General features: G+C 57.1%; 21 protein-coding genes and 1 pseudogene. 3 read left to right on the forward strand and 19 right to left on the reverse strand.

What is annotated here, in order from left to right; translation table 11 throughout:
- Positions 1–35 precede the first annotated feature (35 nt).
- The 4 genes from iscU to trmJ all read right to left on the reverse strand — a co-directional run bounded on the left by iscU (position 36) and on the right by trmJ (position 3141).
- Positions 36–422: a Fe-S cluster assembly scaffold IscU gene (gene iscU, locus EBA31_RS19700; RefSeq protein WP_020828164.1), complete on the reverse strand. Its 387-nt coding sequence runs from the start codon at positions 420–422 to the stop codon at positions 36–38.
- Positions 423–446: 24 nt separating this feature from the next.
- Positions 447–1661, reverse strand: coding sequence for an IscS subfamily cysteine desulfurase (locus EBA31_RS19705; RefSeq protein WP_020828165.1), 1215 nt, complete (start codon positions 1659–1661; stop codon positions 447–449).
- A gap of 55 nt (positions 1662–1716) precedes the next feature.
- The gene (gene iscR / locus EBA31_RS19710; protein WP_020828166.1) at positions 1717–2211 is read right to left on the reverse strand and encodes a Fe-S cluster assembly transcriptional regulator IscR; all 495 of its coding nucleotides are present in this window, start codon (positions 2209–2211) and stop codon (positions 1717–1719) included.
- Between the two features lie 195 nt (positions 2212–2406).
- Entirely contained in the window at positions 2407–3141 is a 735-nt protein-coding gene (gene trmJ / locus EBA31_RS19715) for a tRNA (cytosine(32)/uridine(32)-2'-O)-methyltransferase TrmJ (RefSeq protein ID WP_020828167.1), read from the reverse strand.
- A 119-nt stretch (positions 3142–3260) separates the two neighbouring features.
- Here trmJ and suhB point away from each other — a divergent pair, with 119 nt between their 5' ends.
- Positions 3261–4064, forward strand: a complete 804-nt coding sequence (gene suhB, locus EBA31_RS19720; protein WP_020828168.1) for an inositol-1-monophosphatase — start codon at positions 3261–3263, stop codon at positions 4062–4064.
- 175 nt (positions 4065–4239) lie between these two features.
- Here suhB and EBA31_RS19725 read toward each other — a convergent pair whose 3' ends face one another.
- Both EBA31_RS19725 and EBA31_RS19730 read right to left on the reverse strand, forming a co-directional pair.
- The gene (locus EBA31_RS19725; RefSeq protein WP_122080025.1) at positions 4240–5262 is read right to left on the reverse strand and encodes a nickel/cobalt transporter; all 1023 of its coding nucleotides are present in this window, start codon (positions 5260–5262) and stop codon (positions 4240–4242) included.
- Positions 5253–5921 (reverse strand): DUF1007 family protein, encoded by a 669-nt coding sequence (locus tag EBA31_RS19730; RefSeq protein WP_122080026.1) that lies wholly within the window; start codon positions 5919–5921, stop codon positions 5253–5255. Before EBA31_RS19730 ends, EBA31_RS19725 begins: the two co-directional genes overlap by 10 nt.
- A 144-nt stretch (positions 5922–6065) precedes the next feature.
- On the opposite strand from EBA31_RS19730, the gene csiE reads away from it, so the two are divergent.
- Positions 6066–7331 carry a stationary phase inducible protein CsiE gene (csiE, locus tag EBA31_RS19735; protein ID WP_122080027.1) on the forward strand — a complete coding sequence of 422 codons (1266 nt, stop codon included), beginning with the start codon at positions 6066–6068 and terminating at the stop codon, positions 7329–7331.
- On the opposite strand, the gene EBA31_RS19740 is transcribed toward csiE, so the two are convergent.
- Positions 7328–8479 carry a 3-phenylpropionate MFS transporter gene (locus EBA31_RS19740; RefSeq protein ID WP_122080028.1) on the reverse strand — a complete coding sequence of 384 codons (1152 nt, stop codon included), beginning with the start codon at positions 8477–8479 and terminating at the stop codon, positions 7328–7330. The genes csiE and EBA31_RS19740 overlap by 4 nt on opposite strands.
- 155 nt (positions 8480–8634) lie before the next feature.
- Complete coding sequence (glyA, locus tag EBA31_RS19745) at positions 8635–9888, reverse strand: serine hydroxymethyltransferase (protein ID WP_044554563.1); 1254 nt, start codon at positions 9886–9888, stop codon at positions 8635–8637.
- A 373-nt stretch (positions 9889–10261) separates the two neighbouring features.
- On the opposite strand from glyA, the gene hmpA reads away from it, so the two are divergent.
- The gene (gene hmpA, locus EBA31_RS19750; protein ID WP_020828174.1) at positions 10262–11452 is read left to right on the forward strand and encodes an NO-inducible flavohemoprotein; all 1191 of its coding nucleotides are present in this window, start codon (positions 10262–10264) and stop codon (positions 11450–11452) included.
- Between the two features lie 163 nt (positions 11453–11615).
- Here the strand turns inward: hmpA and EBA31_RS19755 are convergent, their stop codons facing one another.
- From EBA31_RS19755 to EBA31_RS19805, 11 genes and pseudogenes are all read right to left on the reverse strand, one after another.
- A complete protein-coding gene (locus EBA31_RS19755) occupies positions 11616–12803 on the reverse strand; it encodes a cytochrome c (RefSeq protein WP_122080029.1) in 1188 nt (395 codons plus the stop codon).
- Positions 12800–14710, reverse strand: coding sequence for an FAD/NAD(P)-binding protein (locus EBA31_RS19760; RefSeq protein ID WP_046372897.1), 1911 nt, complete (start codon positions 14708–14710; stop codon positions 12800–12802). The genes EBA31_RS19755 and EBA31_RS19760 overlap by 4 nt, the downstream gene beginning before the upstream one ends.
- 86 nt (positions 14711–14796) lie before the next feature.
- Positions 14797–16221, reverse strand: coding sequence for an aminobutyraldehyde dehydrogenase (patD, locus tag EBA31_RS19765; RefSeq protein WP_122080030.1), 1425 nt, complete (start codon positions 16219–16221; stop codon positions 14797–14799).
- Between the two features lie 172 nt (positions 16222–16393).
- Complete coding sequence (locus tag EBA31_RS19770; protein WP_122080031.1) at positions 16394–17200, reverse strand: ABC transporter permease; 807 nt, start codon at positions 17198–17200, stop codon at positions 16394–16396.
- Positions 17190–18127 (reverse strand): annotated as a pseudogene (locus tag EBA31_RS19775) (ABC transporter permease). The gene EBA31_RS19770 and the pseudogene EBA31_RS19775 overlap by 11 nt, the downstream one beginning before the upstream one ends.
- A 7-nt stretch (positions 18128–18134) precedes the next feature.
- Complete coding sequence (locus EBA31_RS19780) at positions 18135–19163, reverse strand: ABC transporter ATP-binding protein (RefSeq protein WP_044554556.1); 1029 nt, start codon at positions 19161–19163, stop codon at positions 18135–18137.
- Positions 19164–19217: 54 nt separating this feature from the next.
- Entirely contained in the window at positions 19218–20372 is a 1155-nt protein-coding gene (ydcS, locus tag EBA31_RS19785; RefSeq protein ID WP_020828181.1) for a putative ABC transporter substrate-binding protein YdcS, read from the reverse strand.
- Between the two features lie 247 nt (positions 20373–20619).
- On the reverse strand, positions 20620–22083 hold the full coding sequence (locus EBA31_RS19790) for a gamma-aminobutyraldehyde dehydrogenase (protein ID WP_020828182.1): 1464 nt from the start codon (positions 22081–22083) through the stop codon (positions 20620–20622).
- 116 nt (positions 22084–22199) lie between these two features.
- Positions 22200–23123: a LysR substrate-binding domain-containing protein gene (locus EBA31_RS19795; protein WP_020828183.1), complete on the reverse strand. Its 924-nt coding sequence runs from the start codon at positions 23121–23123 to the stop codon at positions 22200–22202.
- Between the two features lie 669 nt (positions 23124–23792).
- Complete coding sequence (gene glnB / locus EBA31_RS19800) at positions 23793–24131, reverse strand: nitrogen regulatory protein P-II (RefSeq protein WP_004847623.1); 339 nt, start codon at positions 24129–24131, stop codon at positions 23793–23795.
- Positions 24132–24141: 10 nt separating this feature from the next.
- Complete coding sequence (locus EBA31_RS19805) at positions 24142–25764, reverse strand: NAD+ synthase (protein WP_115058250.1); 1623 nt, start codon at positions 25762–25764, stop codon at positions 24142–24144.
- Positions 25765–25842: the final 78 nt, after the last annotated feature.

Here is a 25842-nt window from a genome sequence, read left to right on the forward strand (position 1 = left end):
ATGCGGGCGCGGCATACGGCGCCCCTACACAAGAATTACTTGGCGTTATGTTTGCTCTTGTAGTCGGCAATCGCTGCTTTAATGGCGTCTTCCGCCAGGATAGAGCAGTGAATTTTTACCGGCGGTAATTCCAGTTCTTCGGCGATTTGGGTGTTTTTAATCGCTTCGGCCTGATCAAGAGATTTGCCTTTCATCCATTCGGTCACCAGCGAGCTGGAAGCGATGGCGGAACCGCAGCCGTACGTTTTAAAACGCGCGTCTTCAATGATGCCTTCATTGTTGACCTTGATCTGCAGCTTCATGACGTCGCCACAAGCCGGTGCGCCAACCATACCGCTACCGACGCTAGGATCTTCGTTGTCGAAAGAACCCACGTTACGCGGGTTTTCATAGTGATCGATTACTTTTTCGCTGTAAGCCATGACCTTGCTCCTGAATCCTGAGAATTAATGATGTGCCCATTCGATGCTGTTGATATCCACGCCCTGCTTGAACATATCCCACAGTGGAGACAAGTCGCGCAGACGGCCAATGGATTTACGCACCAGTTGAATGGTGTAATCGATCTCTTCTTCCGTGGTGAAACGCCCCAGGGAGAAACGGATCGAGCTATGCGCCAACTCGTCGGTCATACCCAACGCGCGCAGCACGTAAGATGGCTCAAGGCTGGCAGAGGTACAGGCGGAGCCTGAAGAGACGGCAAGGTCTTTCAGCGCCATGATCAGCGATTCACCTTCAACATAGTTGAAGCTGACATTCAGAATGTTAGGAACGCCGTGTTCCAGGTCGCCGTTCAGATACACTTCTTCCATATCTTTCACGCCGTTCCACAGTCGGTCACGCAGCGTACGCAGACGCGCCATTTCGGTCGGCATTTCTTCTTTGGCGATACGGTAGGCTTCACCCATACCGGCGATCTGATGCACTGGCAACGTACCTGAACGCATACCGCGCTCATGACCGCCACCGTGGATCTGGGCTTCGATACGGATACGCGGTTTACGACGCACGTACAGCGCACCGATACCTTTCGGGCCATAAATCTTGTGGCCGGAGAAGGACATCAGATCGACTTTCAATTTGCTCAGGTCGATAGGCAGTTTGCCCACGCTCTGGGTCGCATCAACGTGGTAGATGATACCGCGTGCGCGGCACATTTCGCCGATCGCTTCGATATCCTGCACCACGCCGATTTCGTTGTTCACGTGCATGATCGAAACCAGAATGGTGTCGTCGCGCATCGCGGCTTCGAGGGCTTGCAGGCTGATGATACCGTTGCTTTGCGGTGCCAGGTAGGTCACTTCAAAGCCTTCACGCTCGAGCTGGCGACAGGTGTCCAGCACGGCTTTGTGTTCGGTTTTGCTGGTGATGATGTGCTTGCCTTTCTTTTGATAGAAATTGGCAGCGCCTTTAATCGCCAGGTTGTCGGATTCGGTTGCTCCGGAAGTGAACACGATTTCGCGCGGGTCAGCGCCAACCAGTTCAGCAATTTGGTTACGGGCGATATCTACCGCTTCTTCCGCCTGCCACCCGAAACGGTGGGAACGGGAAGCCGGGTTACCGAAAGTCCCGTCCAGAGTCAAAAACTGCATCATTTTCTCAGCGACGCGCGGATCAACCGGCGTCGTTGCTGAGTAATCCAGATAAATCGGTAATTTCATTGCTCTTGTGCTCCGTATATCACTTCCAAAAACTAAAAAAAGTATCGCCAGCTGCTTATGCGCGCAGATTAACGTTGATAGTTTCTTGCGGACGACCGTTGGCCGTGCGGCGGGTATCGTTGTTTTGACGGTCCGCCACCACCAGCACTTCCTGGTTGTTCACCAGTTCAGCCAGCGTAATGTTGTTCAGGAACCCGCTGATGCGCTCGCTCAGATCGCGCCACAGGGTATGGGTCAGGCAGCGATCGCCACCCTGACAGCCTTCTTTACCCTGGCAACGGGTTGCATCTACCGATTCATCGACGGCAGTGATAACTGCACCAACGGCAATCTCACCCGCGTCTTTGCCCAGCAGATAACCACCGCCCGGTCCGCGTACGCTGGCCACCAGGCCATTTTTACGCAGACGGGAGAATAATTGTTCCAGATAAGAGAGCGAGATACCTTGGCGCTCAGAAATATCCGCCAGAGGGACAGGCCCTTCCTGGGAGTGCAATGCCACGTCAAGCATAGCGGTTACGGCATAACGGCCTTTAGATGTCAGTCTCATAGCTAAGTGGTTACCTGTTGGTCAAACATGGCCGAAAGTCTGACATTCCCGAGTAAATCAGTCAACTATTTAACCTAGTAATTTACTCAAGTATTAGCACATTTTGTACTTAGCCATGCAAAATGCATATAAAATACATGTTATAACCCTTGGATAACTAATGCTATTACCTTTAACCGTTACGCAGCCCCAAAATTAATGACCTTGCTGTTTGTCCTGTTTCTCTATCGACGTCAGCATGCCGCGCAGAATATTCAGCTCTTGAGCTTCCGGCCGTGCGCGGGTGAATAAACGGCGTAAACGACTCATCACCTGCCCCGGATGGGACGGACGAATGAAGCCGCTATTTTGCAGCGTTTGTTCCAGATGCTGATAGAAACGTTCGAGGTCATCCACCAGCGGATACGGCGTCTCTTCCAACGGCGGCACACCCGCCTGTTGACGATCGAGATAAGCCACGCGCACTTCATAGGCCAGGATCTGCACCGCCATCGCCAGATTCAGCGAGCTGTAATCCGGGTTGGCAGGAATGGCGACGTGATAATGACACTTTTGCAGTTCGTCATTGGTCAGGCCGACACGTTCACGGCCGAAGACCAACGCCACTGGCGCATGCTCACCTTCGTGCACCGCGCGTACGCCGCATTCACGGGGTTCCAGCATCGGCCACGGCAAAGTGCGTGAACGCGCGCTGGTACCCACCACAAGGCTACAGCCGGCAATGGCGTCGTCCAAAGTGTCAACAATAGTGGCGTTGCCGATCACATCGCTGGCGCCAGCGGCCAGGGCGATCGCCTGAGAATCGGGTTTTATCAGCGGGTTAACCAGATAAAGGTTGGTTAGCCCCATGGTTTTCATGGCTCTGGCGGTCGAGCCCATGTTGCCGGTATGAGAGGTTTCTACCAGAACAATGCGGATGTTATGCAGCATACAAACTCTGAGCGTAGCGGAAAATCACAGCATCTTAACACAGCCGTAGGCATTTTACCGAACACCTGCTATACTTCGCGCCGTTTCCTGTTCTTTAACATCCTAGTTGGAAGATACCCATGCATCCGATGCTGACGATCGCCGTGCGCGCTGCGCGCAAGGCCGGTAACCTGATTGCCAAAAACTACGAAACCCCAGACGCTGTAGAAGCGAGTCAAAAAGGGACCAATGACTTTGTCACTAACGTCGATCGCGATGCAGAGCATCTGATCATCGAAGTCATTCGCAAGTCCTATCCGCAACATACTATTGTTACCGAAGAACGCGGCGAATTGGTCGGCGAAGATAAAGACGTACAATGGGTGATCGATCCACTGGATGGCACATCAAACTTCATCAAACGTTTCCCACACTTCTCAGTCTCTATCGCTGTACGCATTAAAGGCCGTACCGAAGTCGCTGTGGTTTACGATCCAATGCGTAACGAACTGTTCACCGCTACCCGCGGTCAGGGCGCACAGCTCAACGGTTACCGTCTGCGCGGCACCAACGCCAAAGACCTGGATGGCACCATCCTGGCAACCGGCTTCCCGTTCAAAGTTAAGCAGCACGCAACGCCATACATCAACGTGGTTGGCAAGCTGTTTACCCAATGTGCCGACTTCCGTCGTACCGGTTCTGCCGCACTGGATCTGGCCTACGTGGCTGCCGGTCGCGTGGACGGTTTCTTCGAAATTGGCCTGAAGCCATGGGATTTCGCCGCGGGTGAACTGCTGGTGCGCGAATCTGGCGGCCTGGTGACCGACTTCGTTGGCGGCCACAACCACTTCAGCTCCGGCAACGTGGTAGCCGGTAACCCACGCGTTGTGAAAGCCATGCTTTCTACCATGCGTGATGAACTGAGCGAAGCGCTGAAGCGTTAATTTAGGCTATTACGCTGGCCATTTTAGGCTTGGGCAGTGCTCGAACTCCTCACGTACTGCGTGTACGCTCCGGGTTCTCCGCGCTGGCCGTACCCAAACTGCCTGCGCTCATCACGCCTGAACCTGTTTTGAATAATGAAGCGCTGCAATCACTGCAGCGCTTTTTTTATGCCTGCTAGCGGGAGAAAGGCCGAATGCCGCCGCCGAATTCCGGCTGGGCACTGGCGTATAACAACAACCCGGCAAACAGCAAAATCAAACCGCCGGCCAGCGCCAGCGAACCCCAGGCCACCGCACTCCAGGCGGCAGGCGCACGTGAGCGGCTGAGTCGCACCGCCAATCGGCGGCTGTAATGCACCAGCAAGGCCAACAACGAGATAGTCAGTGAAGTGCCGAGTGCCATCGCCAATGCGGAAACCACTCCCCAGGCGAAAACGCCAATCACTTTGGAAAACAGCAATACCAGAATCGCCCCCGAGCAGGGCCGCATACCCATCGCCAGTACGATGGCAGTCTGTGTACGCCAATCGCTGCCGGCCTGCAGCTCTGTATCACTCGGCAAATGGCGGTGACCACAGCCACAATGCTCGCTGTGAACGTGATCCGCCGGCAGAGGTTGCAGGCTGTTGATTCGCAACGCCGGTTGCGGACGCAGGGTTTTCACCGCATGATACAAACGCTTCAACGCGCGCCAAGTGAGCAGCACCCCGAGCAACATCACCAGAACAAAACTGCCCTTCTCCAACCAGAAACTGCTCTGATGCAACTGCCGTGATGACAGTTGCAGCACCACCAACATCAGCGTTACCAGGGCGATAGCCACCAGCCCCTGCACCAACGAGGCGGCAAAAGTCAGTTTCAGACTGCTTTTCAGCCGCGCCGGATGGGTAGCCAGATAGGTGGCAATCACTACCTTGCCGTGACCGGGGCCGAGCGCATGCAACACCCCATAGCTCAGGCTGAACAGCATCAAAGCCAATCCGGCTTGCTGCGGTGCCGCTTTGACCTGCTGCAACAGACCGGCCATCTGCAGATGCAATCCTTTTTGCCACATCACGCTTTGCAACAGCAACTGCGGCCAATAGTGCCACGCCAACCGGGCCCCCAGTGCCAGCAGCAGCGCAAACAGCAACAGCGGCCACAGGCTGAAGACCCAGTGCCGTTTACGCGTGGCGGGCTGGCTGAGATTTACTGACATTGCAGGCTGACCTTCTGCGCAAACTGTTGCCCCAGCTCCATATCTTCACCGGGTGAATCGTTCTTATCGAGGGATAACGCATAAGCCTGCAAGGAGGAGTTCGGTTTTGGCGTCATCAGCTTGAACTTGCATTGAGCGGCCATTTCCGGCGGCAAATGCAGCGCCGTTTTATCTTTATAGGTCATATCGACAAAGTAGGTGGGATCGTAGGTGGCGATTTCAAACGGCTTGCCCGCCAGCGGCTGCGGCTCGGCCAGCGGCAACACAAACTCCAGCACCGCCTGATGCCCCTGACGCGACAGGTGATATTCAGTCGGCAGGTTCAGGTACTTCACTCGTTTGCCGTCGCGATAGATGTCGGTGAAATAGTGTTGGCCAAGCACGTTGGCCATCACCTGCGCCGCCAACTTCTTCCACACTTCCGAGTCGTCTTTGGCGTTTTCCGCATCGTACAGCAGATCCGCCGAGGTAATTTCATCCATAACCCAAACCATTTTCAAGCCAACCAGCTGTTGATCCTTAGCCACGAAAGTGGTGTTCATATCAATAAAGCTGTGTGGGTGAGCGACAGCACCGGCGCTGAAAAGCGTCAAAAAACCGGCCAGAATAAATCGTAACTTCATCATCAAACGATACTCATTATTGTTATAAAGTAACATCAACCAACCTTAAACCGTCGCCATTACAGCCAATAATTGTGACGAAAGTTGTAAGCCGAAGTAAAACCGGGTGCCGTCGCCGCGCCGCGCATCGCCTTTTGCTATGCTTATTCATAATTTAATCGTTACCCGCCAGAAGGTGATATGAGCCTGGACACTTCCCCCGTGCCTGAGCTCTCCGGTCAACAGCGACGCTGCCATCTGTTATTGATGCTGTACGCGCCGGTGCCCGCAGTACAACTGGAGACTATCAGCCAAATTAATGGCGTCGCCCCCCTCATCACCCGGCAAGATATAGCCGAGGTTGCCAGTGAAATCCAGCGTTTCCATCACCTGGAAATTGACGGCAATCCCGACGAAGGCTACCGGATCAGAGGCAGCGCGCTCAACCAACGCCTCTGCCTGATCCACTGGCTGCGACGAGCCCTGCGCTGTAGCCCGGAGTTTGTCGAACGTCACTTTTCCCAATGGTTACAGCAGGCGCTGGGACGAGGTGCAGAGCTGACGCCAGAGTTGGAGCAGTGCATCGGCGAATGCGAAGCGTTGCTCAACCGCAGTTTTGATCGACGCGATCGTCAGTTTCTGCAGCACTACCTGCGCTTTTGTGTCTGGGAAAACCAGCGCCAACGACACCCTGTTTTCACCCCTGCTCAGCACGACTGGCTGCATCAGAAACCGGAATACCAGGCGGCCACTTTGCTGCATCATTCGTTAAATCAGCTCTTTACCCTGCCGCCCGTGGCCAACGAAAGTGACTTTTTGGTATTGACGTTCACCATGTTGAAAAACCACAGTTACCACAGCAACGACTCAGCGGAAGATCTGCGGCTGATGGCGGCGATAAAAAACATGGTCGATCGCTTCCAACAGATCTCCGGCATGACCTTCAGCAGTGAAGAGGATTTGATTAGCCAGTTATTTGCTCATTTGGCGCCGGCGGTGGAGCGCTGTCGCTTTGAGATTGGCATCGATAACCAACTGCTGGAAGAGGTCGAACGTAAGTATCCACGCCTGATGCGTACCGCTCAGGAGGCACTGGCGCCGCTGGAGCAGGAGTACGATATTCATTTTTCCAGTGAGGAGGCGGGCTTGGTCGCCATCAGTTTTGGCGCCTGGCTGATGCAGGGCAATGCGCTGCAGGAAAAGCAGGTGCTGTTGCTGACGCTGGACAACCCGCAGTTGGAAGAGCAAGTGGAGTATCAAATCCGTGAATTAACGCTGCTGCCGTTGAACATCAAATATTTGCCGCTACGCGATTATCTGCGCTCTGGCGCGCCGCAGGGCATCACGCTGGTGATTACCCCTTATGACGCAGAACACACCGAGTCGGAGCCACCGCTGATTTACACCGAATTACCGCTGGAACGCCAGCAGCGCAAAACCATCCGTGCGCTGCTGGAAACCTCTTAACGGCTGCCGCTGACTGACACCGCCGGCGGGCGAATAAACATCGCCGGCAGAGCCACCGCTGCCATCACCCAGAACACCCCGCCCTGCAGATGTTCGAACAGGAAACCGGCAATCACCGTCATAATCGCAATGCCGCCGCCCATCGCCAGCGCCGAGTAGACCGCCTGCAACCGGATCACTTCCGGCCCCTTGCGCGCGGCGATAAAACGCATGGCCGCCAGATGGCAAACGGTGAAAGTGCCGCAATGCAGAATTTGGATCACCAGCAACCACCCCAGTTCGGTACTGGACGCCATCAGGCCCCAGCGCAGTACGCCACAGCAGGCGGAAAGCAGCAGCAGATTGCGTGCATTCCAGCGACGGAACAGGAAATTACTGCTAGCGAAAATGATCACTTCCGCTACCACACCCAACGACCACAGGTAGCCAATGGTCGAAGCCGAATACCCCGCTTCCTGCCAATAGATCGAACCGAAGCTGTAATAGCCGGCATGTGCGCCCTGCAACAAGGTGACGCACAGCAGGAAGCGCCAGACCGGCCCCTCTTTTAACATCTCCCACAATGAACGGTCGGCTTCGCTGTGGCTGCGCGCTTCTCCCTGTGGCATCACGCTCGGTTTCAGCATCATGCCCAACAGCATCGCCAAAATACTGATGATCAGGCTGTAAAGGATCGCGTTATGCCCCCAGACGGAAACCATCTGTCCGGTCAGCGCCGAACCGATGACAAACGCCAGCGAGCCCCACAGTCTGACCCGGCCGTAATCCATGGTGATCTGTTTTTGCCAGGTCGCAGCCAGTGCGTCGGTCAGCGGCACCAGCGGCGAAAAGAACAGGTTGAAACCGGCAATCACCAGCATCAGCCAGCCCCAGCCGTTACCGAAACAGAACCCGATGGCAAAAGCCAGCGTCAGCAATGCCAGCAGCCGCAAAGCCGTCACCAAATGAGAGGGATCCTTAACCCGGGGAGCAATCAGCAAACTTCCGAGGAAACGCGCAACCAACCCGGCACCGAGCAGAATACCGATGGTTTCAGGGGGTATCCCCTCGCCTTTTAACCAAACGCCCCAAAAGGGTAAGAAAATGCCGTAAGAAAAGAAGTAGGTGAAATAACTGAGAGCGAGCCAACGCGTTGATTGCAGAACCATGATCCCTCCGGTGTGAAGGCAATACTTTGACAGAGCTCACACTGGCTAGCAATGTACATTCAGGTACGAGGCCATAGACTGCTAAGCAGTTCACAGTTTGCCTGCCACGGGCATAAAAAAACCCGCCGAAGCGGGTTTTTAAACAGAAAGCGGAATTAAGCGTAAACCGGCAGGCGGGCGCAGATATCCAACACTTTCTTCTTGGTGCGTTCGATGGTGGCCTCATCATTGATGTTGTCCAGCACGTCGCAGATCCAACCGGCCAGCTCACGCACTTCCGCTTCTTTGAAGCCACGGCGAGTCACTGCCGGAGTACCGATGCGCACGCCAGAGGTGACGAACGGGCTCTTAGGATCGTTTGGCACGCTGTTTTTGTTCACGGTGATGTTGGCGCGGCCCAGGGCGGCGTCAGCTTCTTTACCGGTCAGGTTCTTGTCAACCAGATCCAACAGGAACAGGTGGTTATGGGTGCCACCGGAAACCACTTTGTAGCCGCGCTCCAGGAACACTTCCACCATCGCTTTGGCGTTATCGGCCACTTGCTGCTGGTAGATCTTGAACTCAGGCTCCATCGCTTCTTTCAGCGCTACCGCTTTACCAGCAATCACGTGCATCAGCGGGCCGCCCTGGCCGCCCGGGAACACGGCGGAGTTCAGCTTCTTGTACAGATCTTCATCACCGCCTTTCGCCAGGATCAGGCCGCCGCGCGGACCCGCCAGGGTTTTGTGGGTGGTGGTGGTCACGATATGAGCGTGTGGAACCGGGTTCGGATAAACGCCGGCGGCGATCAGGCCCGCCACGTGCGCCATATCAACGAACAGGTAAGCGCCGATGCTGTCGGCGATTTCACGCATTTTTGCCCAGTCAACGATACCGGAGAAGGCAGAGAAGCCGCCGATGATCATTTTTGGCTTGTGGGTTTGCGCCTGCTTGGCCAGGTCTTCGTAATCGATTTGGCCTTTTTCGTCGATGCCGTAAGGCACCACGTTATACAGTTTGCCGGACAGGTTAACCGGTGAACCGTGGGTCAGGTGGCCGCCGTGCGCCAGGTTCATCCCTAAAATGGTGTCGCCCGGCTGCAGCAGCGCGGTGTAAACGGCGAAGTTAGCCTGGGAGCCGGAGTGCGGCTGTACGTTGGCGTAATCGGCACCGAACAGCTCTTTGGCACGGTCGATAGCCAGTTGCTCAACGATATCCACGTATTCGCAGCCGCCGTAATAACGCTTGCCCGGATAACCTTCAGCGTATTTGTTGGTCAGCTGGGAACCCTGAGCCTGCATCACGCGCGGGCTGGTGTAGTTCTCAGACGCAATCAGCTCAATGTGCTCTTCCTGACGCACCACTTCTTGCTCCATTGCACGCCACAGTTCGGCATCGTAATCAGCAATGTTCATTTCACGCTTTAACATCCGGCTTCTCCTGACTTAAATCGGCTAACTAAAAAATCACCAAATAACTACCCGTTTGGGTTCTGGGGCACAGTGTAAACTGTTTCCCCCCACCGAGGATAGGCCTTGACAGAGGTTTTTACGCAAACGATTGGCATTAGGCGCGGCAAGGCTTTGATCCGATAAATCTCCCCATTCGGCAACGGACTTTTACTCATGCTGGGAATGCGGTTTTTTCATGTTCTGTGAGCGGGATCGCCGCTCGCCGACCCCGCAACAAAAACAGGGGTATTTACAGCCACCACAGAAACCGTTAGGATGCGCTTAAACTTAAAGATGCATTTAAAATACATCATTACATTATTCCAATAATGATCGACCAAGGAGCGCTGCCATGCTGGATAGCCAAACCATCGCCACCGTAAAATCTACTATTCCCCTGCTGGCCGCTACCGGGCCGAAGCTGACCGCACATTTCTACGATCGTATGTTCGAGCACAATCCCGAGCTCAAAGACGTGTTCAATATGAACAATCAGCGTAATGGCGATCAGCGTCAGGCGCTGTTCGATGCGATCTGCGCCTATGCCGCGAATATCGAAAATCTGGCGGCGCTGCTACCGGCGGTAGAACGTATTGCCCAGAAGCACACCAGCCTGAATATTCAGCCGGATCAATATCAGATTGTCGGTGGCCATTTACTGGCGACCCTGGACGAAATGTTCAGCCCGGGTCAGGAAGTGCTGGACGCCTGGGGCAAAGCCTATGGCGTACTGGCAGACGTGTTTATCCAGCGTGAAGGCCAGATTTATCAGGCCAGCGAAAGCGCCGACGGTGGCTGGCGCGATCTGCGCGCTTTCCGCATCGTCAAAAAACAGCCGCAGAGCGAGGTGATTTGCAGCTTCGTGCTGGCGCCGGTTGACGGTGGCCGGGTGATCGACTTCAAACCGGGGCAATACCTGGCGGTCTATATCAAGCACGACAGCATGGAGAATCAGGAGATTCGCCAATACTCGCTGACCACCTCACCGAACGGCGAATACTATCGCATTGCGGTAAAGCGCGAAGATCAGGGTAAGGTTTCGAATTTCCTGCATCAGCAGGCCAAAGAAGGCGACGTAATTTACCTTGCTCCGCCGCACGGGGATTTCTTCCTCGAAGCCAAGCCGGATACTCCAGTGGCGTTGATCTCCGCCGGCGTTGGCCAAACGCCTATGCTCGGCATGCTCAATACCCTGCACGATAACCAGCATCAGGCGGACGTGCACTGGCTGCACGCGGCGGAAAATGGCAGCGTTCACGCCTTTGCCGATGAAGTGGCGGACATCGCCGGGCGCATGCCAAACCTGAGCCGCCACGTGTGGTACAACCAACCGAATGCTAATGATGTGGAAGGCCGAGACTATCAGAGCCGTGGCCTGATGGATCTCAGCGCCCTGCGCGAAACGCTCAGCACCCCGCAGATGCATTACTACTTCTGCGGACCGGTGCCGTTTATGCAACACGTGGGCAAACAGTTGCTGGAGATGGGCGTCAGCGCCGATCGTATCCACTACGAATGCTTCGGCCCACACAAGGTGATGTAATTGAAAAGGGCGCAGTTCATCCACAACCGCGCCCTATACGCTAAATAATTGGCGTTGCATCGCGGCGGCAACTAAGCGCATCCCCAGAAATGTACAATAAGTACGTGACTGGGGTAAGCGCAGGCAGCCAACAAAGAGGCAGCTTCAAGTATGACGGGTATGATTATTTCTCCGCCAGCTTGCGTGTCTCCTGCACCTGCTGCGCCGTCAACGGTGCAGCCTGATTCCCCCAACTGCCTCTTAGATAGCTCATCAGATCGGCTGCCTGCTGGTCGTTCAACGTCCAGGCGTAGCCCGGCATGGCGATCGCGGTGGCGTGCTGGGTGATTGGCGTGTGTGCACCTTCCAGCACCACGCGTAGCGCAGTGATCGGATTTTCCGCCGTCACCGTCGTGTTGCCCGCCAGCGCAGGAATGGTGTTGGCGCTGCCCTCGCCCTTATTGCCATGACAGGTTGAACAGTACATCGCATAGCTGCGCTGCCCCGCCTGCTGATGGTCGGCGGCCAGCGGCGTCACTTTCTGCGCCGCGGGTTGCTCCGCCGCCAGGCTGTGCAAATAGGTGGCAATAGCGTTCAGATCGCCGTCGGTAAGATACTGCGTACTGTGGCTCACCACTTCGCTCATCGGCCCGGAAACCGCGGCATGTTGGCTGCGCCCGGTTTTCAACAGGGCAACCACTTCGTCCTGCTTCATTCCGCGTAACCCGGAAGCGTACCAACCGTCCAGCTCGGCGCCGCTCAGGAAGGCCAGCTCTTTGCTGTCCAGACCTTTTTCCTGCATCGCCCAGCCACGCGGCGTATGGCAACTGCCGCAGTGCCCCGCCCCCTGAACCAAATAGGCGCCGCGATTCCACTCTGCGCTCTGGTTGTGGTCAGGCTGGTAAGGCGTATCGTCATGGAACAGCTGATTCCATACCGCCAGCGGCCAGCGCATCGACAACGGCCAACTGATGTCACTGGCGCGGTTGGCGGTATTCTGCGCCGGCACTTCGTTCATCAGGTAGTCATACAGCGCGCGCATATCTTCCGCATTCATTTTGGCGTAAGAGGTATACGGCATCGCCGGATAAAGCCGGTGGCCGTCTTTGGCGATCCCCTGGCGCATGGCGCGGTCAAACTCATCAAAAGAATAAGCGCCGATGCCCTGCTGTTTGTCCGGCGTGATATTGGTGGCGTAGATATTGCCCAGCGGCGTCGGGAACTTCATGCCGCCGGCAAACAATGCGCCGCCTGGCGAGGTATGGCAGGCGGTACAGTCACCGGCCTTGGCCACGTATTCCCCGGCCGACATCGCCTGGGCCGAACCGCCCGCCGCCAGTAAGGTCAGCAAATACAGTGAACGCATTCTCATGCTCCCTCCTTCGCGGCAACCTTGCCATAGGCCAGCTCATTGACCGCACGCCATGCCTGGTCGATCGCCGAGTTGGCGTACGGGCTCCAGTCTGAATCCGAGTTGGCAATCACGATTTTGCCGATCGGCTGGCGCGCCGTCTCAATGATTTTCTTCGCTTCGTCCTCGTCGTCAAACAAGCCGTTGAGGAAATAGGAGTAACCGTGCGACCAGCGGTTGACGGTAATGGCTTCAATATCACGCTGGTGATCGAATCCGGCCGACCCCAGCATGCCCTGCAATTGTTCGCGGATCATCTGCTCATGCACTTCAAATGGCGTACCCAACAGTAAGGCACGGCCTTTACGTGACTGTTCGCGCGGGCTGAGTCCGCTGCCCGCCAACGTCGGCACGTATACCATATGCAGGCCAATGGGCTGGTTGGGATCGCGCGGGTGCTGATAGCCGCCCATACTCACTGGATAATCCAGCTTCACGCGGCAATAAGGGGCGGTTGGGGAGTAAACTTCATGTACGCCCAGTTTGATAAACGGCTGCCAGTTGCGGATCACCACTTTGCTGTACACCAGCGGTGACTTCACGTTCTGCTTCAGCGCCTCTTGCTGTTCGGCCGACATTTCCGGTACCAGGTACGGGATCATCATGTTGTACCCGGCCATCACCACCTGCCCGGCGCGCACCTTGGTCATTTTCTCGCCGGTCATATAGGTCACTTCGACCTTGTCACCGACGTTGGCCGCGTGCAATCCGGTGCTGTTCAATCGCAGTTTTACCGGCGAATCGGCCCGGTCTAGCTGGCTGTAATCGAACCTGGCGAGAACGATGTCATTCATGTCTTTGCCGCCCGGTGAAACCGCCGGGATCAGATGGCGTACCATCAGACGCGTCAGGGTAGCGTTGCCGTCCGGGAAGTGGAACACGTAAGGATCGTCGAGATCCGCCTGCGACTCTTCGTCCAGCGGCGGCAGGTTCATACCGTTCAGGCCCGGCAGGTCACAAATACGGGCGTCGCTGCATGAAGTCGCGTCAATGCCCACCGCCTGGAAATCACTGGTAGTTTGCTGGAAATAGCGGATAGCCATTTCGCTCAGCCCCACCTTTTCACGCAGGAATTCGGTATAGCTGTGCTTGTCGAGCCATTCGCTTTTCTGCTCCTGGCTCATTTCCGGCAGGTAGTCCTTGTCCACCGTATGCAGTGCAATCAGCGCCTGACGGTCGCTTTCCGGCAGCGGGAAATCGCCGATAAAAGCCTCATAGGAACGGCCGTTGAGTCGGTCATGCGGAATATCGTCCGCCACCATACGCCCGGGATCGCCGCTCACCACTTTGTCGACGCCAAAGTTCTTACGGTCGAAATAGACACCGCGACTCAGGTTCAGATTGGGGTAAAAAGTGGTGTCAAAAGCCTTTTCCAGGTTGTCGATGCTGACACCCAGTTTTTTCAGCAGCCCCATCGCTACCGGGCTAAAGTTGGAACGCGGCGACTGCAGCGACTCGCTGCCGCCATAGCCGAGGATGGTCCCGTTCTCACTGCTGAACTCATTGCGTTTGGCATGGCCACCAAAATCATCATGGTTGTCGATCAGCAAAATACGCTGCTGCGTCCCCTTCATTTGCTGCCAGAAACAGGCCGCGGCCAGCCCGCTGATCCCGGCACCGACCACCACCAGATCAAACTCTTCCGTCGCCGGTACGGCGGCAAAATCGAAGGCTCGGCCGTCACGCCCCAATTGGTGCGCATGTTCAAAGGAACCGGGGTGGTTGCCCCGCAGTCCGGTCAGCGTCGGCGGATAGTAGAGGGTTTGATTGGCGGTTTGCGGCGATGCCCGCAGGATCTGCATCGGCGTCAGCCCGGCAGCGATGGTGATCGCCACCCCATTAAGAAAATCGCGTCTGGTGATACCCATAATTGGCTTCCTTTCAGTTTTTATTATCATCAGACCGGCGGGGCCGGTCTGAAGGCCGCGTTATTTTGCGGATAAATACTGTAAAATCAATGTTTGAACATCACATGGCGTATCGCAGTGTAGTCTTCCAGGCCATACATCGACATATCCTTGCCGTAGCCGGACAGCTTCTGGCCACCGTGCGGCATCTCGCTCACCAGCATGAAATGGGTATTCACCCAGGTGCAGCCATACTGCAGACGAGCGCTTAGACGGTGTGCCCGACCAACATCCCGGGTCCACAACGACGACGCCAGGCCATACTGTGACTCGTTGGCCCAGGCCAATACCTGCGCCTCATCATCGAACTCCGTGACGGTTACCACCGGCCCGAACACTTCACGCTGCACAATCTCATCTTCCTGACGCGCACCGGCCAGCAGCGTTGGCTGGAAATAGTAGCCGGGGCCGTTAACGCGCTTACCGCCGGTCACCACCTGCACGTGCGGCAGCGCCTTGGCTCGCTCGACAAAACCCACCACCCGCTCCAGATGCTGAGCGGTGATCAACGGGCCCAGTTCGCTGTCTGGATCTTCCGGCGGGCCTATCTTCAGGCTGCCGATAGCCTCACCCAAGGCCTTTACCAACTGCGGGTAAATGCCTTTCTGGGCGTAAATCCGGCAGGCGGCGGTGCAATCCTGGCCAGCGTTGTAGAAACCAAAACTGCGAATGCCGTCCACCACCTGTTGCAGATCGGCGTCGTCGAACACCAGTACCGGTGCCTTGCCGCCCAGTTCCATATGGGTACGTTTAATGCCGGGCGCAGTATGGGCAATGATGTGTTCACCGGTAGCGATTGAGCCGGTCAGCGACACCATGCGCACCTTGTCATGGCCGGTCAGCCGGTCACCGACGCTAGCACCGCGGCCAAACAGCACGTTGAATACGCCCGCAGGGAACACATCGGCGGCCAGCTCCGCCAGCTTGAAGGTGGTCAGCGGGGTTTGTTCCGAAGGCTTAAGCACCACGCAGTTACCTGCCGCCAATGCCGGAGCCAGCTTCCACGCCGCCATCATCAGCGGGTAGTTCCAGGGAGCGATTGAAGCAACCACCCCCAACGCATCGCGGCGGATCATCGACGTGTGCCCGGCCAGGTATTCACCGGCCGCCAGCCCACTCAGACAACGGCTGGCACCGGCGAAGAAGCGGAACACATCCGCCACCGCCGGCAACTCATCGTTCAATACGCAGTGGTAAGGTTTGCCGCAGTTAAGCGACTCCAGACGGGCAAAGGTTTCCGCATGGTGGTCGATCAGGTCCGCCAGCTTCAACAGGTGCTCGGCACGCTCCTTCGGTGTGGTCTGGCCCCATTCGACAAACGCGGCGTCGGCTGCCAACACCGCCTGATCGACCTGCTCCACACTGGCTTCTGCCACTTGCACCACCACCTCTCCGGTCGCCGGGTTATACACCGGCAACAACGCCCCCTGGCCGGCAACCAGTTGGCCGTTAATCAACAATTGGCTTTGCATATAGACGAACCCCTCAGTTATTTATTTTTAGCGACATGATCCCTTTCCCCAATGGATTTCAAGTTGCAGCTAGGCGGCAAGAGCGTAAATCCCCCGGAGCTTATACAAAATAAGTGACTGGGGTTTACGCTCGCAGCCAACAACGCTGCAGCTTGAAAGACGAAGGGGAAAGCTATTTGCCGCTGCCGGCGACGCTTTCGCCACCTTTGGTCAGGTAATAGGCCCCCAAAATCGGGATCATGGTCAGCAGCATCACCGACAGCGCCACCACGTTGGTGATCGGCACGTCACGTGGGCGACCGAGCTGGTTCAGCAACCACAGCGGCAGCGTGCGCTCATGGCCGGCGGTGAAGGTGGTGACAATGATTTCATCAAACGACAACGCGAACGCCAGCATGCCCCCGGCCAGCAGCGCCGAGCCAAGGTTGGGCAATATCACGTAGCGGAAGGTTTGCCAGCCGTCGGCACCGAGATCCATAGAGGCCTCGATCAGGCTGTAGGAGGTTCGGCGGAAACGGGCAATCACGTTGTTGAACACGATCACCACGCAGAAGGTGGCATGACCAATAACGATGGTCAGCACCCCCGGTTCAATATTCAGTGCCTTGAACGCCGCCAGCAGCGCCAGGCCACTGACAATGCCCGGCAGCGCGATCGGCAACAGCAGCAACAATGAAATGCTGTCTTTGCCGAAGAAGTCACGCCGGTAGAGAGCCGCTGCCGCCAGCGTGCCCAGCACCAGCGCCACGGCGGTGGCCAGCGCGGCAATCTGCGCGGACAGCAGCATCGCATCGATAATGTCCTGCCGCCCGGCGGCAACGCTGAACCAATGCAGCGTAAACCCCTTCGGCGGGAAGCTGAAAGCCGCATCCTCGGTGTTGAAGGCGTAGATGGCGATAATCGCCAACGGGAAATGCAGGAAAATCAGTCCGCCCCAGGCGGCCAGTTTTAGCCCTAACGGCGCGCGTTCAGAGTGCATCGAAAGCCCCCAGACGTTTCACAATGGAAAGATAAATCGCGATCAGCACGATCGGCACCAGAGTAAAGGCCGCAGCCATCGGCATATTGCCGATCGCCCCTTGCTGGGCGTACACCATGCTGCCGATAAAGTAGCCCGGCGGCCCCACCAGTTGCGGCACGATAAAGTCCCTAGCGTCAGCGAAAAGGTAAAGATTGATCCGGCGGCGATCCCCGGCACCGCCAACGGCAGGATCACGTAACGAAAGGTCTGCGCAGGGCGTGCGCCCAGATCCGCCGAGGCATGCAGCAGCGAAGGGGGCAGGCGTTCCAGTGCCGCCTGGATCGGCAGGATCATGAACGGCAGCCAGATATAAACAAACACCAGAAAACGGCCTAACCCGGAGGTGGATAGCGTGTTACCGCCGACACCCGGTACGGTCAGGATCGCCGCCAGCAACGGCTCCAGCCCGAGATGCTGCAGGAACCATTGTGCTACGCCATCCTTCGCCAACAGCAGCGTCCAGGCGTAGGCCTTGACGATATAGCTGGCCCACATCGGCATCATCACCGCGATGTAGAAAAACGCCTTGGTGCGGCCGCTGGTGTAGCGTGCCATGTAATAGGCAATGGGAAACGCCAGCACCGCGCTGGCCAGGGACACCAGTATCGCCATCGTCAGCGTGCGCAGAATGATGTCGTAATTGGCCGGATTGAACAGCGCCCGCAGGTTATCGAAGGTCAGGTCCGGCGTCACCGTCATGGTGAAGTCGTCGAAGGTGTAAAAGCCCTGCCACAGCAGCGTCAGCAATGAGCCGAGGTAGACCGCGCCAAACCACAGCAGCGGCGGCACCAGTAACAGCAGCAGGTACAGCGTCGGCCGGCGATAGAGGTAGGTCGACAGGGTGCGCAAGGTACCGCGGCGCGGCGCGGGATAATCGATGCTCATCTCCATTTCACCTCGCCTCCAGCAATGGCACCATCGCCTCACGCGACCAGCAGGCGGTGACCGGTTGGCCGATCAGATGCGGCTGCCCGTCGGCGTGCCACTGAGGATTCGCCTGGCTGACCAGCAGTTTCTCACCGCTGTTCAAGGCAATTTCGTAGCGCGTCGCCGCCCCCTGGTAATGGATCTCCTGCAGCGTACCCTGCACCTGAATTTCCCCCTGCGCCGCGCCGGCCTGATCCGCGAGCCGAATATGCTCGGGACGGATCGAGAAGGTGGCGGCCTGGCCCAACAGCCGCTGCGCCAAATCGCTGCGCACCACGTTAGAGGTGCCGACAAACTCGGCGACAAACGGCGTCTTCGGTCGCATGTAGAGTTCGCGCGGCGCGTCCACCTGTTCAATACGGCCATTGTTGAACACCGCCACCCGGTCGGACATCGACAATGCTTCGCTCTGATCGTGGGTGACGAAAATAAAGGTAATGCCGAGCTGGCGCTGCAGCTTTTTCAACTCCCCCTGCATCTGCTCGCGCAGCTTGAGATCCAGCGCGCCGAGCGGTTCATCCAACAGCAGCACCCGCGGCCGATTGACCAGTGCGCGAGCCAGTGCGACACGCTGCCGCTGGCCGCCGGAAAGGTGCGCCGGTTTGCGCTCGGCTACAAATCCCAACGCCACGCTGTCCAGCGCTTCCTGCGCACGGGCCAGGCGTTCTCGCTTGGCGACGCCTTTAACCATCAGCCCGTAAGCGACGTTTTCCAGCACCGACATATGTGGGAACAGCGCGTAATCCTGGAAGACGGTATTCACGTCGCGCTGATACGGCGGCAAATTGGCGGCCTCCTGCCCGTGAATACGAATCGAGCCGGCAGTAAGCTGTTCGAAACCGGCGATCAACCGCAGGCAGGTGGTTTTCCCCGAGCCGGAAGGCCCGAGCATGGAGAAGAATTCCCCGTCTTGTATCTCGATTGAAACCCGGTCCACGGCGCGAACCTCGCCGAAGCTTCGCGAAACATCGATAAATTGCACGGCAATGGTCATGATCTGCGCTCCTGATTGACGTTAATCGGGCGTAGCGAACTACGCCCGCACGGGTTACCGACCGCCCATGATGGCGATGTAATCCTGAGTCCAGCGGCTGTAGGGCACGAATTTTCCGCCCTGCGCCTGTGGCGTTTTCCAGAAGGCAATCTTGTCGAACTGGTTGAAACCGTTGGTCTCGCAACCTTTATCACCCAACAGCGTGCTGGCCTTGCAACCCGCCGGTGACGCCGGGACAGAACCGAACCAGGCGGCAACGTCGCCCTGCACTTTCGGTTCCAGCGACCAGTTCATCCACAGATAGGCGCAGTTCGGGTGTTTGGCATCGGCGTGCAGCATGGTGGTGTCGGCCCAACCGGTCACCCCCTCTTTCGGGAATACCGTACCGATCGGCTGGCCTTCCCCTTTCAGGGCATTGGCCTGATACGGCCAGGCGCTGGAGGCGACCACGCCTTCGTTTTTGAAATCGCTCATTTGTACCGAGGTGTCATGCCAGTAGCGGTGGATCAGTGCATGCTGGGTACGCAACAGCTTCAACGCCGCCTGATACTGCTCTTCGTTAAGCTGGTACGGATCGCTGATGCCAAGCTGCGGTTGCGTGGCCTTCAGGAACAATGCCGCATCGGCGATATAGATTGGCCCATCGTAGGCCTGAACCCGGCCCTGATTGGTTTTGCCATCCGGCAGGTTCTGCTGCTGGAACACTACTGCCCAGCTGTCCGGCGGTGTCGGGAAGGTTTTGGTGTTATACATCAGCAGGTTCGGGCCCCACTGATAGGGCGTGCCGTAGGTTTTGCCGTCCAGGGTGTACCAGGCACCGTTTAACAGGCGCGGGTCGATGTTTTTCCAGTTAGGGATCAACGCGGTATTGATCGGCTGCACCCGCTTGCCGAAAATCAGCCGCAGCGAAGCGTCGCCGGAAGCGGTGACCAGGTCGTAGCCTCCTTTGGCCATCAGGCTGACCATTTCGTCGGAAGTGGCGGCGGTTTTCACATTCACCGCGCAGCTGGTTTGCTTTTCAAACTGGCTGACCCAGTCGTAGTTTTTATCGGACTGACCGCGTTCGATGTAACCGGGCCAGGCAATGATATCCAGTCGCCCTTCGCCCTTGCCGAGCGCCTGCGGCAGATCGGCCGCCTGGGCCAAACCGCAAAGTACGGTGAAACAAAGTGCGGAAACTGTGGTGGTGACTGCGGTAGTTTTTCCCATCGTAATTACCCCTGTGTGGCCTATCTGTGTGCGGCAGGGAACGGCTGCCGCCCTAGTCTCATTTTATTTACCCTATGAATTTCAAGTTGGCCGCTCTAGCGCGTCCATGCGCTCGCGGCATTTGTACATCCCTGTACAGCACAGCCAGGCGACCAGCTCACTCATCCCCAGGCGCTTACTTGAGTAAGCCACTGGGATGAGTGCAGGTAACATCGCTGCAGCTTGAAAAGCGACGGGTATGCTGCCTTTAGAAGCTGGCTTTAAATTTCGCCATCACATGCCTGACAACGCTGTAGTCCTGCAGTGAATCGCTGGAAAGATCCTTGCCGTAGCCGGAGCGTTTCAGGCCCCCGTGCGGCATTTCACTCGCCAGGGTGAAATGGGTGTTGATCCAGGTACTGCCGTATTGCAGATGAGCGGCGATGTGCAGCGCCCGATCGATATTCTGCGTCCAGACCGATGAGGCCAGGCCGTATTCGGAATCGTTTGCCCAGTTGACCGCCTGCTCCAGATGTTCAAAGCGGGTGATGCTCACCACCGGGCCAAACACCTCCCGCTGGACGATTTCATCGCTTTGCAGACAGCCGGCAAGCAGCGTGGGCTGGTAATAGAAACCCGGGCCGGAATGCGCGGCGGCGCCGGTGATCAATTCAATGTGTGGCTGGCTGAGCGCACGTTCGACAAAGCTGGCGACGCGATCGCGCTGGCGACTGCTGATCAGCGGACCGATTTCGTTATCCTCATCGCGTTTGCGGGCAAAGCGCAGGCTGGCAACCGCTTCGCCCAACGCATCCACCAGCTTCGGATAGATCCCCGCCTGCGCGTAGATACGGCAGGCCGCGGTGCAGTCTTGCCCGGCGTTGTAGTAGCCATAGGTGCGAATGCTGTTGACCACCTCGTCCAAATCGGCGTCATCGCAGACAATCACCGGTGCCTTGCCCCCCAACTCCAGGTGCGTGCGTTTGACGCTTTTCGCCGCCGCCTGCAGAATTTTCTGCCCGGTAACGATATCGCCGGTGACCGAAACCAGCCGTACCTGCGGGTGGCCGACCAAATGGCTGCCGACCCCTTCCCCGCCGCCGTAGACGATATTCAGCACCCCCGGCGGCAGGATCTCCTGTAACGCGGGCACCAGCGCCAAAATGGTCAGAGGGGTGTGTTCGGAAGGTTTGAATACCACGGTGTTGCCCGCGGCCAGCGCTGGCGCAATTTTCCACGCCGCCATCATCAACGGGTAATTCCAGGGCGCAATAGAGGCCACCACGCCGATCGGATCACGGCGGATCATTGAAGTGTGCCCTTCGATATATTCCCCGGCCAACTGCCCCTGCTGGGTGCGCACCGCGCCGGCAAAGAAGCGAAAGACGTCGATGGCCGCCGGCAGGTCGTCATTAAGCGCCTGATGCAGCGGTTTGCCGCAGTTGAGCGCCTCCAGACCGGCCAGGCGCTCGGCCTGACGCTCGATGGCATCGGCAATACGCAACAGAATAGCCGCGCGGTAGGCGGGGGTAGTCCGCGACCAGGAAGCGAACGCCTGTTGCGCTGCTTTTACTGCGTTGCCGACCTGGACAGATGAGGCTTCGGTGATCGAGACCAGCGTCTCGCCATTCGCCGGATTAACGATGCACTCTTGCTGGCCTTCGCCTTCGACCGATTGACCGTTAATAAATTGCTGACAGGATAAACCTGAAAGGAGGTGCACATCTGCCATTGCGTATCGCCTCTGAGTGACAAAAACGTTAACTAAATGTGAAATAAGTTAGTTTTAATCAGACTAAGCGAGCATCAGGCAGCCAACAAATTCTAAATACTGAACGACGCGTTCGATTAAATCGAATGCTTCAGCCCAGCCGCGTGCATATTGCCGTTTTCACGCGCAATAGTGAGAAATGGCGTAACCAGCTCCGGCCGCGCACTGCCGCGCCGCCATGCCAAACCGATATCCAACGGTTCCAGCAGATCCGCCAGCTTGCGCGCCTCAATCATATTGCCTTCCAGAGACCAGGCACGGTAGGCCATATCCGGCAAGATAGAAACGCCCATTCCCGCCGCCACCAGGCTGCGTACCGCCTCGGTTGAAGCGGTTTTCATGGCTATTTCCGGTTTTAAGCCTGCGCGCGCCCAGATACGCCGCGCATGCACGTCCATTTCGTCGGCATTAAGCTGGATCAGCGGCAGCTTCGCCACATCCGCCAGGCTGATGCTTTCATGATCCAGCAGTGGATGCAGCGGCGGTAACCACAGGCGATAAGGTGAATGCATCAGGACTTCGCTTTGCAGCGCATCGCGGTCTTCGATGTTCGACAAGATCAGCACGCCGATATCGATTTCCCCACTGACCAGCAAATGCTCAATATAGGGCCGCTCGTCTTCAATCACCTGAATGGTGACGTTGGGGTATGCCGATTTAAATCGCTTAAGCAGCTCGACCAAAAAGTAGCCCGCTACCAGGCTGGTCACACCGATGGTCAGCTTGCCGGTCAGGCTTTCGGTTCCCAGTTGCAAACTGCGCTTGGCGTTGTCCACCGTGGCAAGGATCAGATATGACTGGCGCAGAAACTGGTGACCCTGATGCGTCAGGTTCATGCCCTTGGCGTGACGCTCAAACAGACGTACGCCGATGTCGGTTTCCAACTGCTGAATAGCCAGCGTCAGCGAAGACTGGGAAACAAACACCGCCTGGGCGGCGGCAGAGATCGAGCCGGTTTCGGCCACCGCGATAAAATGGCGGATTTGGCGCAGCGTCATCATCCCCATCGCCTTTCAAGCCACTGCGTTGTTGTCTGCGTGCGCTTACCCCAGTCACTTACATGAGTAAGCTCCTGGGGATGCACGCCCTTGCCGCCTAGCCGCAACCTGAAATTCATTGGGGATCGCCTTAATCAAAATAGTTGAGTTGAGTGTAGACGCCGCGCGTAAAGCGATCGGGAAAAGTATCAAAAACGCGATAGCCTTCGCTTTTTTAGAATGCTAATGATGAAAACAATCAGAACAGCGGAGAGGTTGAAGGAGATTTGGGGCGTAGCGAGCGCCAGCCAGATTGGGTGCGGCCTGCGCGCAGTGTCCCGGAGTGTACACGCAGTACACGAGGAGGCCGAGCACAGCCCAAACTCAAGCTGGCGGTGCTCGGTAGAGGATCACAGACTCGGGAATCAAGGGCGTAGCGAGCGCCAGCCAGATTGGGTGCGGCCTGCGCGCAGTGCCCCGGAGTGTACACGCAGTACACGAGGAGGCCGAGCACAGCCCAAACTCAAGCTGGCGGTGCTCGGTAGAGGATCACAGACTCGGGAATCAAGGGCGTAGCGAGCGCCAGCCAGATTGGGTGCGGCCTGCGCGCAGTGCCCCGGAGTGTACACGCAGTACACGAGGAGGCCGAGCACAGCCCAAACTCAAGCTGGCGGTGCTCGGTAGAGGATCACATTAAATAGCTTCTTCGTCTTGTTCGCCGGTCCTGATACGCACTACGCGCGCCACGTCGAAGACAAAGATTTTACCGTCGCCGATTTTACCGGTCTGCGCGGTCTGCATGATGGTTTCCACGCAGGTATCGACGATATCGTCGGCCACGACGATCTCAATTTTCACCTTCGGCAGAAAATCGACCATGTACTCAGCGCCACGGTACAGCTCAGTGTGCCCTTTCTGACGGCCGAAGCCTTTCACTTCGGTCACGGTCATCCCGGTAATGCCAACTTCAGCCAGCGCTTCACGGACATCATCCAGTTTGAACGGCTTGATAATAGCGTCGATCTTTTTCATCTTCTTTCCTTTACCAATTTTTGCGGCCAAAGCCGGATGTGATTGGGTAGCGGCGGTCTTTGCCGAAATTGCGGGCGGTGATGCGCGGCCCGACGGCGGCCTGACGCCGCTTGTATTCGTTAATATCCACCAGGCGTATCACCTTGCGAACGATCGCCTCGTCGAAGCCTTCGGCCACCAGATCGGCAACCGATTTATCGCGCTCGACGTAACCTTCCAGAATCGCATCCAGAATGTCGTACGGCGGCAGGCTGTCCTGATCGAGCTGATCCGGCGCCAGCTCGGCGGACGGTGGACGATCGATAACGCGCTGCGGGATCACGTAAGAGACGGTATTGCGGTATTCGGACAGCTTGAACACCAGCGTTTTAGGCACGTCCTTCAACACGTCGAAGCCACCGGCCATATCACCATACAGCGTGGCGTAACCTACGGCCATCTCGCTTTTGTTGCCGGTGGTCAACACGATGCTGCGACGCTTGTTGGAGAGCGCCATCAACACCACGCCGCGACAGCGCGCCTGCAGGTTCTCTTCCGTGGTATCACGCTCGGTCCCAGCGAACATTGGCGTCAGCTGGCCCATAAAGGCGTCGAACATCGGCTCAATCGAAACGATATCGAATTCAATGCCCAGGATTTCCGCTTCTTCCCTGGCGTCGGCAATACTGATGTCCGCGGTATAACGGAACGGCATCATCAGCGCCTGCACCTTGTCTTTGCCCAGCGCGTCGACGGCAATCGCCAGCGTCAACGCCGAATCGATACCGCCGGAAAGCCCCAGCACGGCACCCTTGAAGCCGTTTTTGGTCACGTAATCGCGCACCGCCAGCACCAGGGCTTCATAGACCTGTGCCAACTGCGGCAGCTCGGCGGCCGGAGCGGTCATCGGCACCACGTCCAGCTCGTTGAATTCCAGCAGGGTTACCTGCTCGGCAAACGCTGCCAGGCGATGGGTCATGTTGCCGGCCGCGTCGAAGACTTTCGAACAACCGTCAAAAATCAGCTCATCCTGTCCGCCAATCTGGTTCAGATAGACCAACGGCAAATGGGTGCGCTGGCAATGACCGGCCATCAGGGTTTTACGGATGTACGGTTTTTCGCGGTTGTAAGGCGAGGCGTTGATCGACAGAATCATTTCGGCTCCGGCGGCCTTGGCGGCATCCACCGGCTCCGGGAACCATAGATCTTCGCAAATCAGCAGGCCCAAACGGTAGCCTTTCAGCTCAACCACGCAGGTGTCGTTACCGGCCTGGAAGTAGCGCTTCTCGTCGAATACGCCGTAGTTCGGCAACTGCTGCTTGAAGTAACGCGCCAGCAATTGCCCTTCAGAAAACAGCGACAGCGCATTATAGAGTTTGTCGCCTTCGCGCCACGGGTGGCCGACCAGGATCGCCACGTCGGTGGAGGCCTGCTGCAAACGCAGAAGCTGCTCGTCACAACGTTGGTAAAAATCGTTGCGATACAGCAGGTCTTCCGGCGGATAACCGGACAGCGCCAGTTCGGTGAACATGACCAGATCGGCTCCCGCCTTCTGCTGCTGTTGCACGGTTTGCAACATTCGTTCGGTGTTGCCTTCGATGTCACCGACCAACAGATTCAACTGGGCCAGTGCGATGGAAAGTGATCTGCTCATTGTTTAGGGTCCCGCTTAATACGTTCCATGGTGCTTTGCGTTTGGTCATGCCAGCAATTGAGAACGGAGTGTAAATCA

The sequence above is a fragment of the Serratia sp. P2ACOL2 genome, from assembly GCF_003691565.1.
Classification (GTDB): domain Bacteria; phylum Pseudomonadota; class Gammaproteobacteria; order Enterobacterales; family Enterobacteriaceae; genus Serratia; species Serratia liquefaciens.

Coding starts and splice junctions, on each gene's coding strand:
- EBA31_RS19740 (WP_122080028.1), bottom strand. CDS start 8,479: ATGGTTCTGCAATCAACGCGTTGGCTCGCTCTCAGTTATTTCACCTAC.
- ydcS (WP_020828181.1), bottom strand. CDS start 20,372: ATGGGAAAAACTACCGCAGTCACCACCACAGTTTCCGCACTTTGTTTC.
- EBA31_RS19770 (WP_122080031.1), bottom strand. CDS start 17,200: ATGCACTCTGAACGCGCGCCGTTAGGGCTAAAACTGGCCGCCTGGGGC.
- EBA31_RS19790 (WP_020828182.1), bottom strand. CDS start 22,083: ATGGCAGATGTGCACCTCCTTTCAGGTTTATCCTGTCAGCAATTTATT.
- glyA (WP_044554563.1), bottom strand. CDS start 9,888: ATGTTAAAGCGTGAAATGAACATTGCTGATTACGATGCCGAACTGTGG.
- EBA31_RS19705 (WP_020828165.1), bottom strand. CDS start 1,661: ATGAAATTACCGATTTATCTGGATTACTCAGCAACGACGCCGGTTGAT.
- EBA31_RS19725 (WP_122080025.1), bottom strand. CDS start 5,262: ATGTCAGTAAATCTCAGCCAGCCCGCCACGCGTAAACGGCACTGGGTC.
- suhB (WP_020828168.1), top strand. CDS start 3,261: ATGCATCCGATGCTGACGATCGCCGTGCGCGCTGCGCGCAAGGCCGGT.
- csiE (WP_122080027.1), top strand. CDS start 6,066: ATGAGCCTGGACACTTCCCCCGTGCCTGAGCTCTCCGGTCAACAGCGA.
- hmpA (WP_020828174.1), top strand. CDS start 10,262: ATGCTGGATAGCCAAACCATCGCCACCGTAAAATCTACTATTCCCCTG.
- glnB (WP_004847623.1), bottom strand. CDS start 24,131: ATGAAAAAGATCGACGCTATTATCAAGCCGTTCAAACTGGATGATGTC.
- patD (WP_122080030.1), bottom strand. CDS start 16,221: ATGCAAAGCCAATTGTTGATTAACGGCCAACTGGTTGCCGGCCAGGGG.
- trmJ (WP_020828167.1), bottom strand. CDS start 3,141: ATGCTGCATAACATCCGCATTGTTCTGGTAGAAACCTCTCATACCGGC.
- iscU (WP_020828164.1), bottom strand. CDS start 422: ATGGCTTACAGCGAAAAAGTAATCGATCACTATGAAAACCCGCGTAAC.
- EBA31_RS19795 (WP_020828183.1), bottom strand. CDS start 23,123: ATGATGACGCTGCGCCAAATCCGCCATTTTATCGCGGTGGCCGAAACC.
- EBA31_RS19805 (WP_115058250.1), bottom strand. CDS start 25,764: ATGAGCAGATCACTTTCCATCGCACTGGCCCAGTTGAATCTGTTGGTC.
- EBA31_RS19755 (WP_122080029.1), bottom strand. CDS start 12,803: ATGAGAATGCGTTCACTGTATTTGCTGACCTTACTGGCGGCGGGCGGT.
- EBA31_RS19760 (WP_046372897.1), bottom strand. CDS start 14,710: ATGGGTATCACCAGACGCGATTTTCTTAATGGGGTGGCGATCACCATC.
- EBA31_RS19730 (WP_122080026.1), bottom strand. CDS start 5,921: ATGTTACTTTATAACAATAATGAGTATCGTTTGATGATGAAGTTACGA.
- EBA31_RS19780 (WP_044554556.1), bottom strand. CDS start 19,163: ATGACCATTGCCGTGCAATTTATCGATGTTTCGCGAAGCTTCGGCGAG.
- iscR (WP_020828166.1), bottom strand. CDS start 2,211: ATGAGACTGACATCTAAAGGCCGTTATGCCGTAACCGCTATGCTTGAC.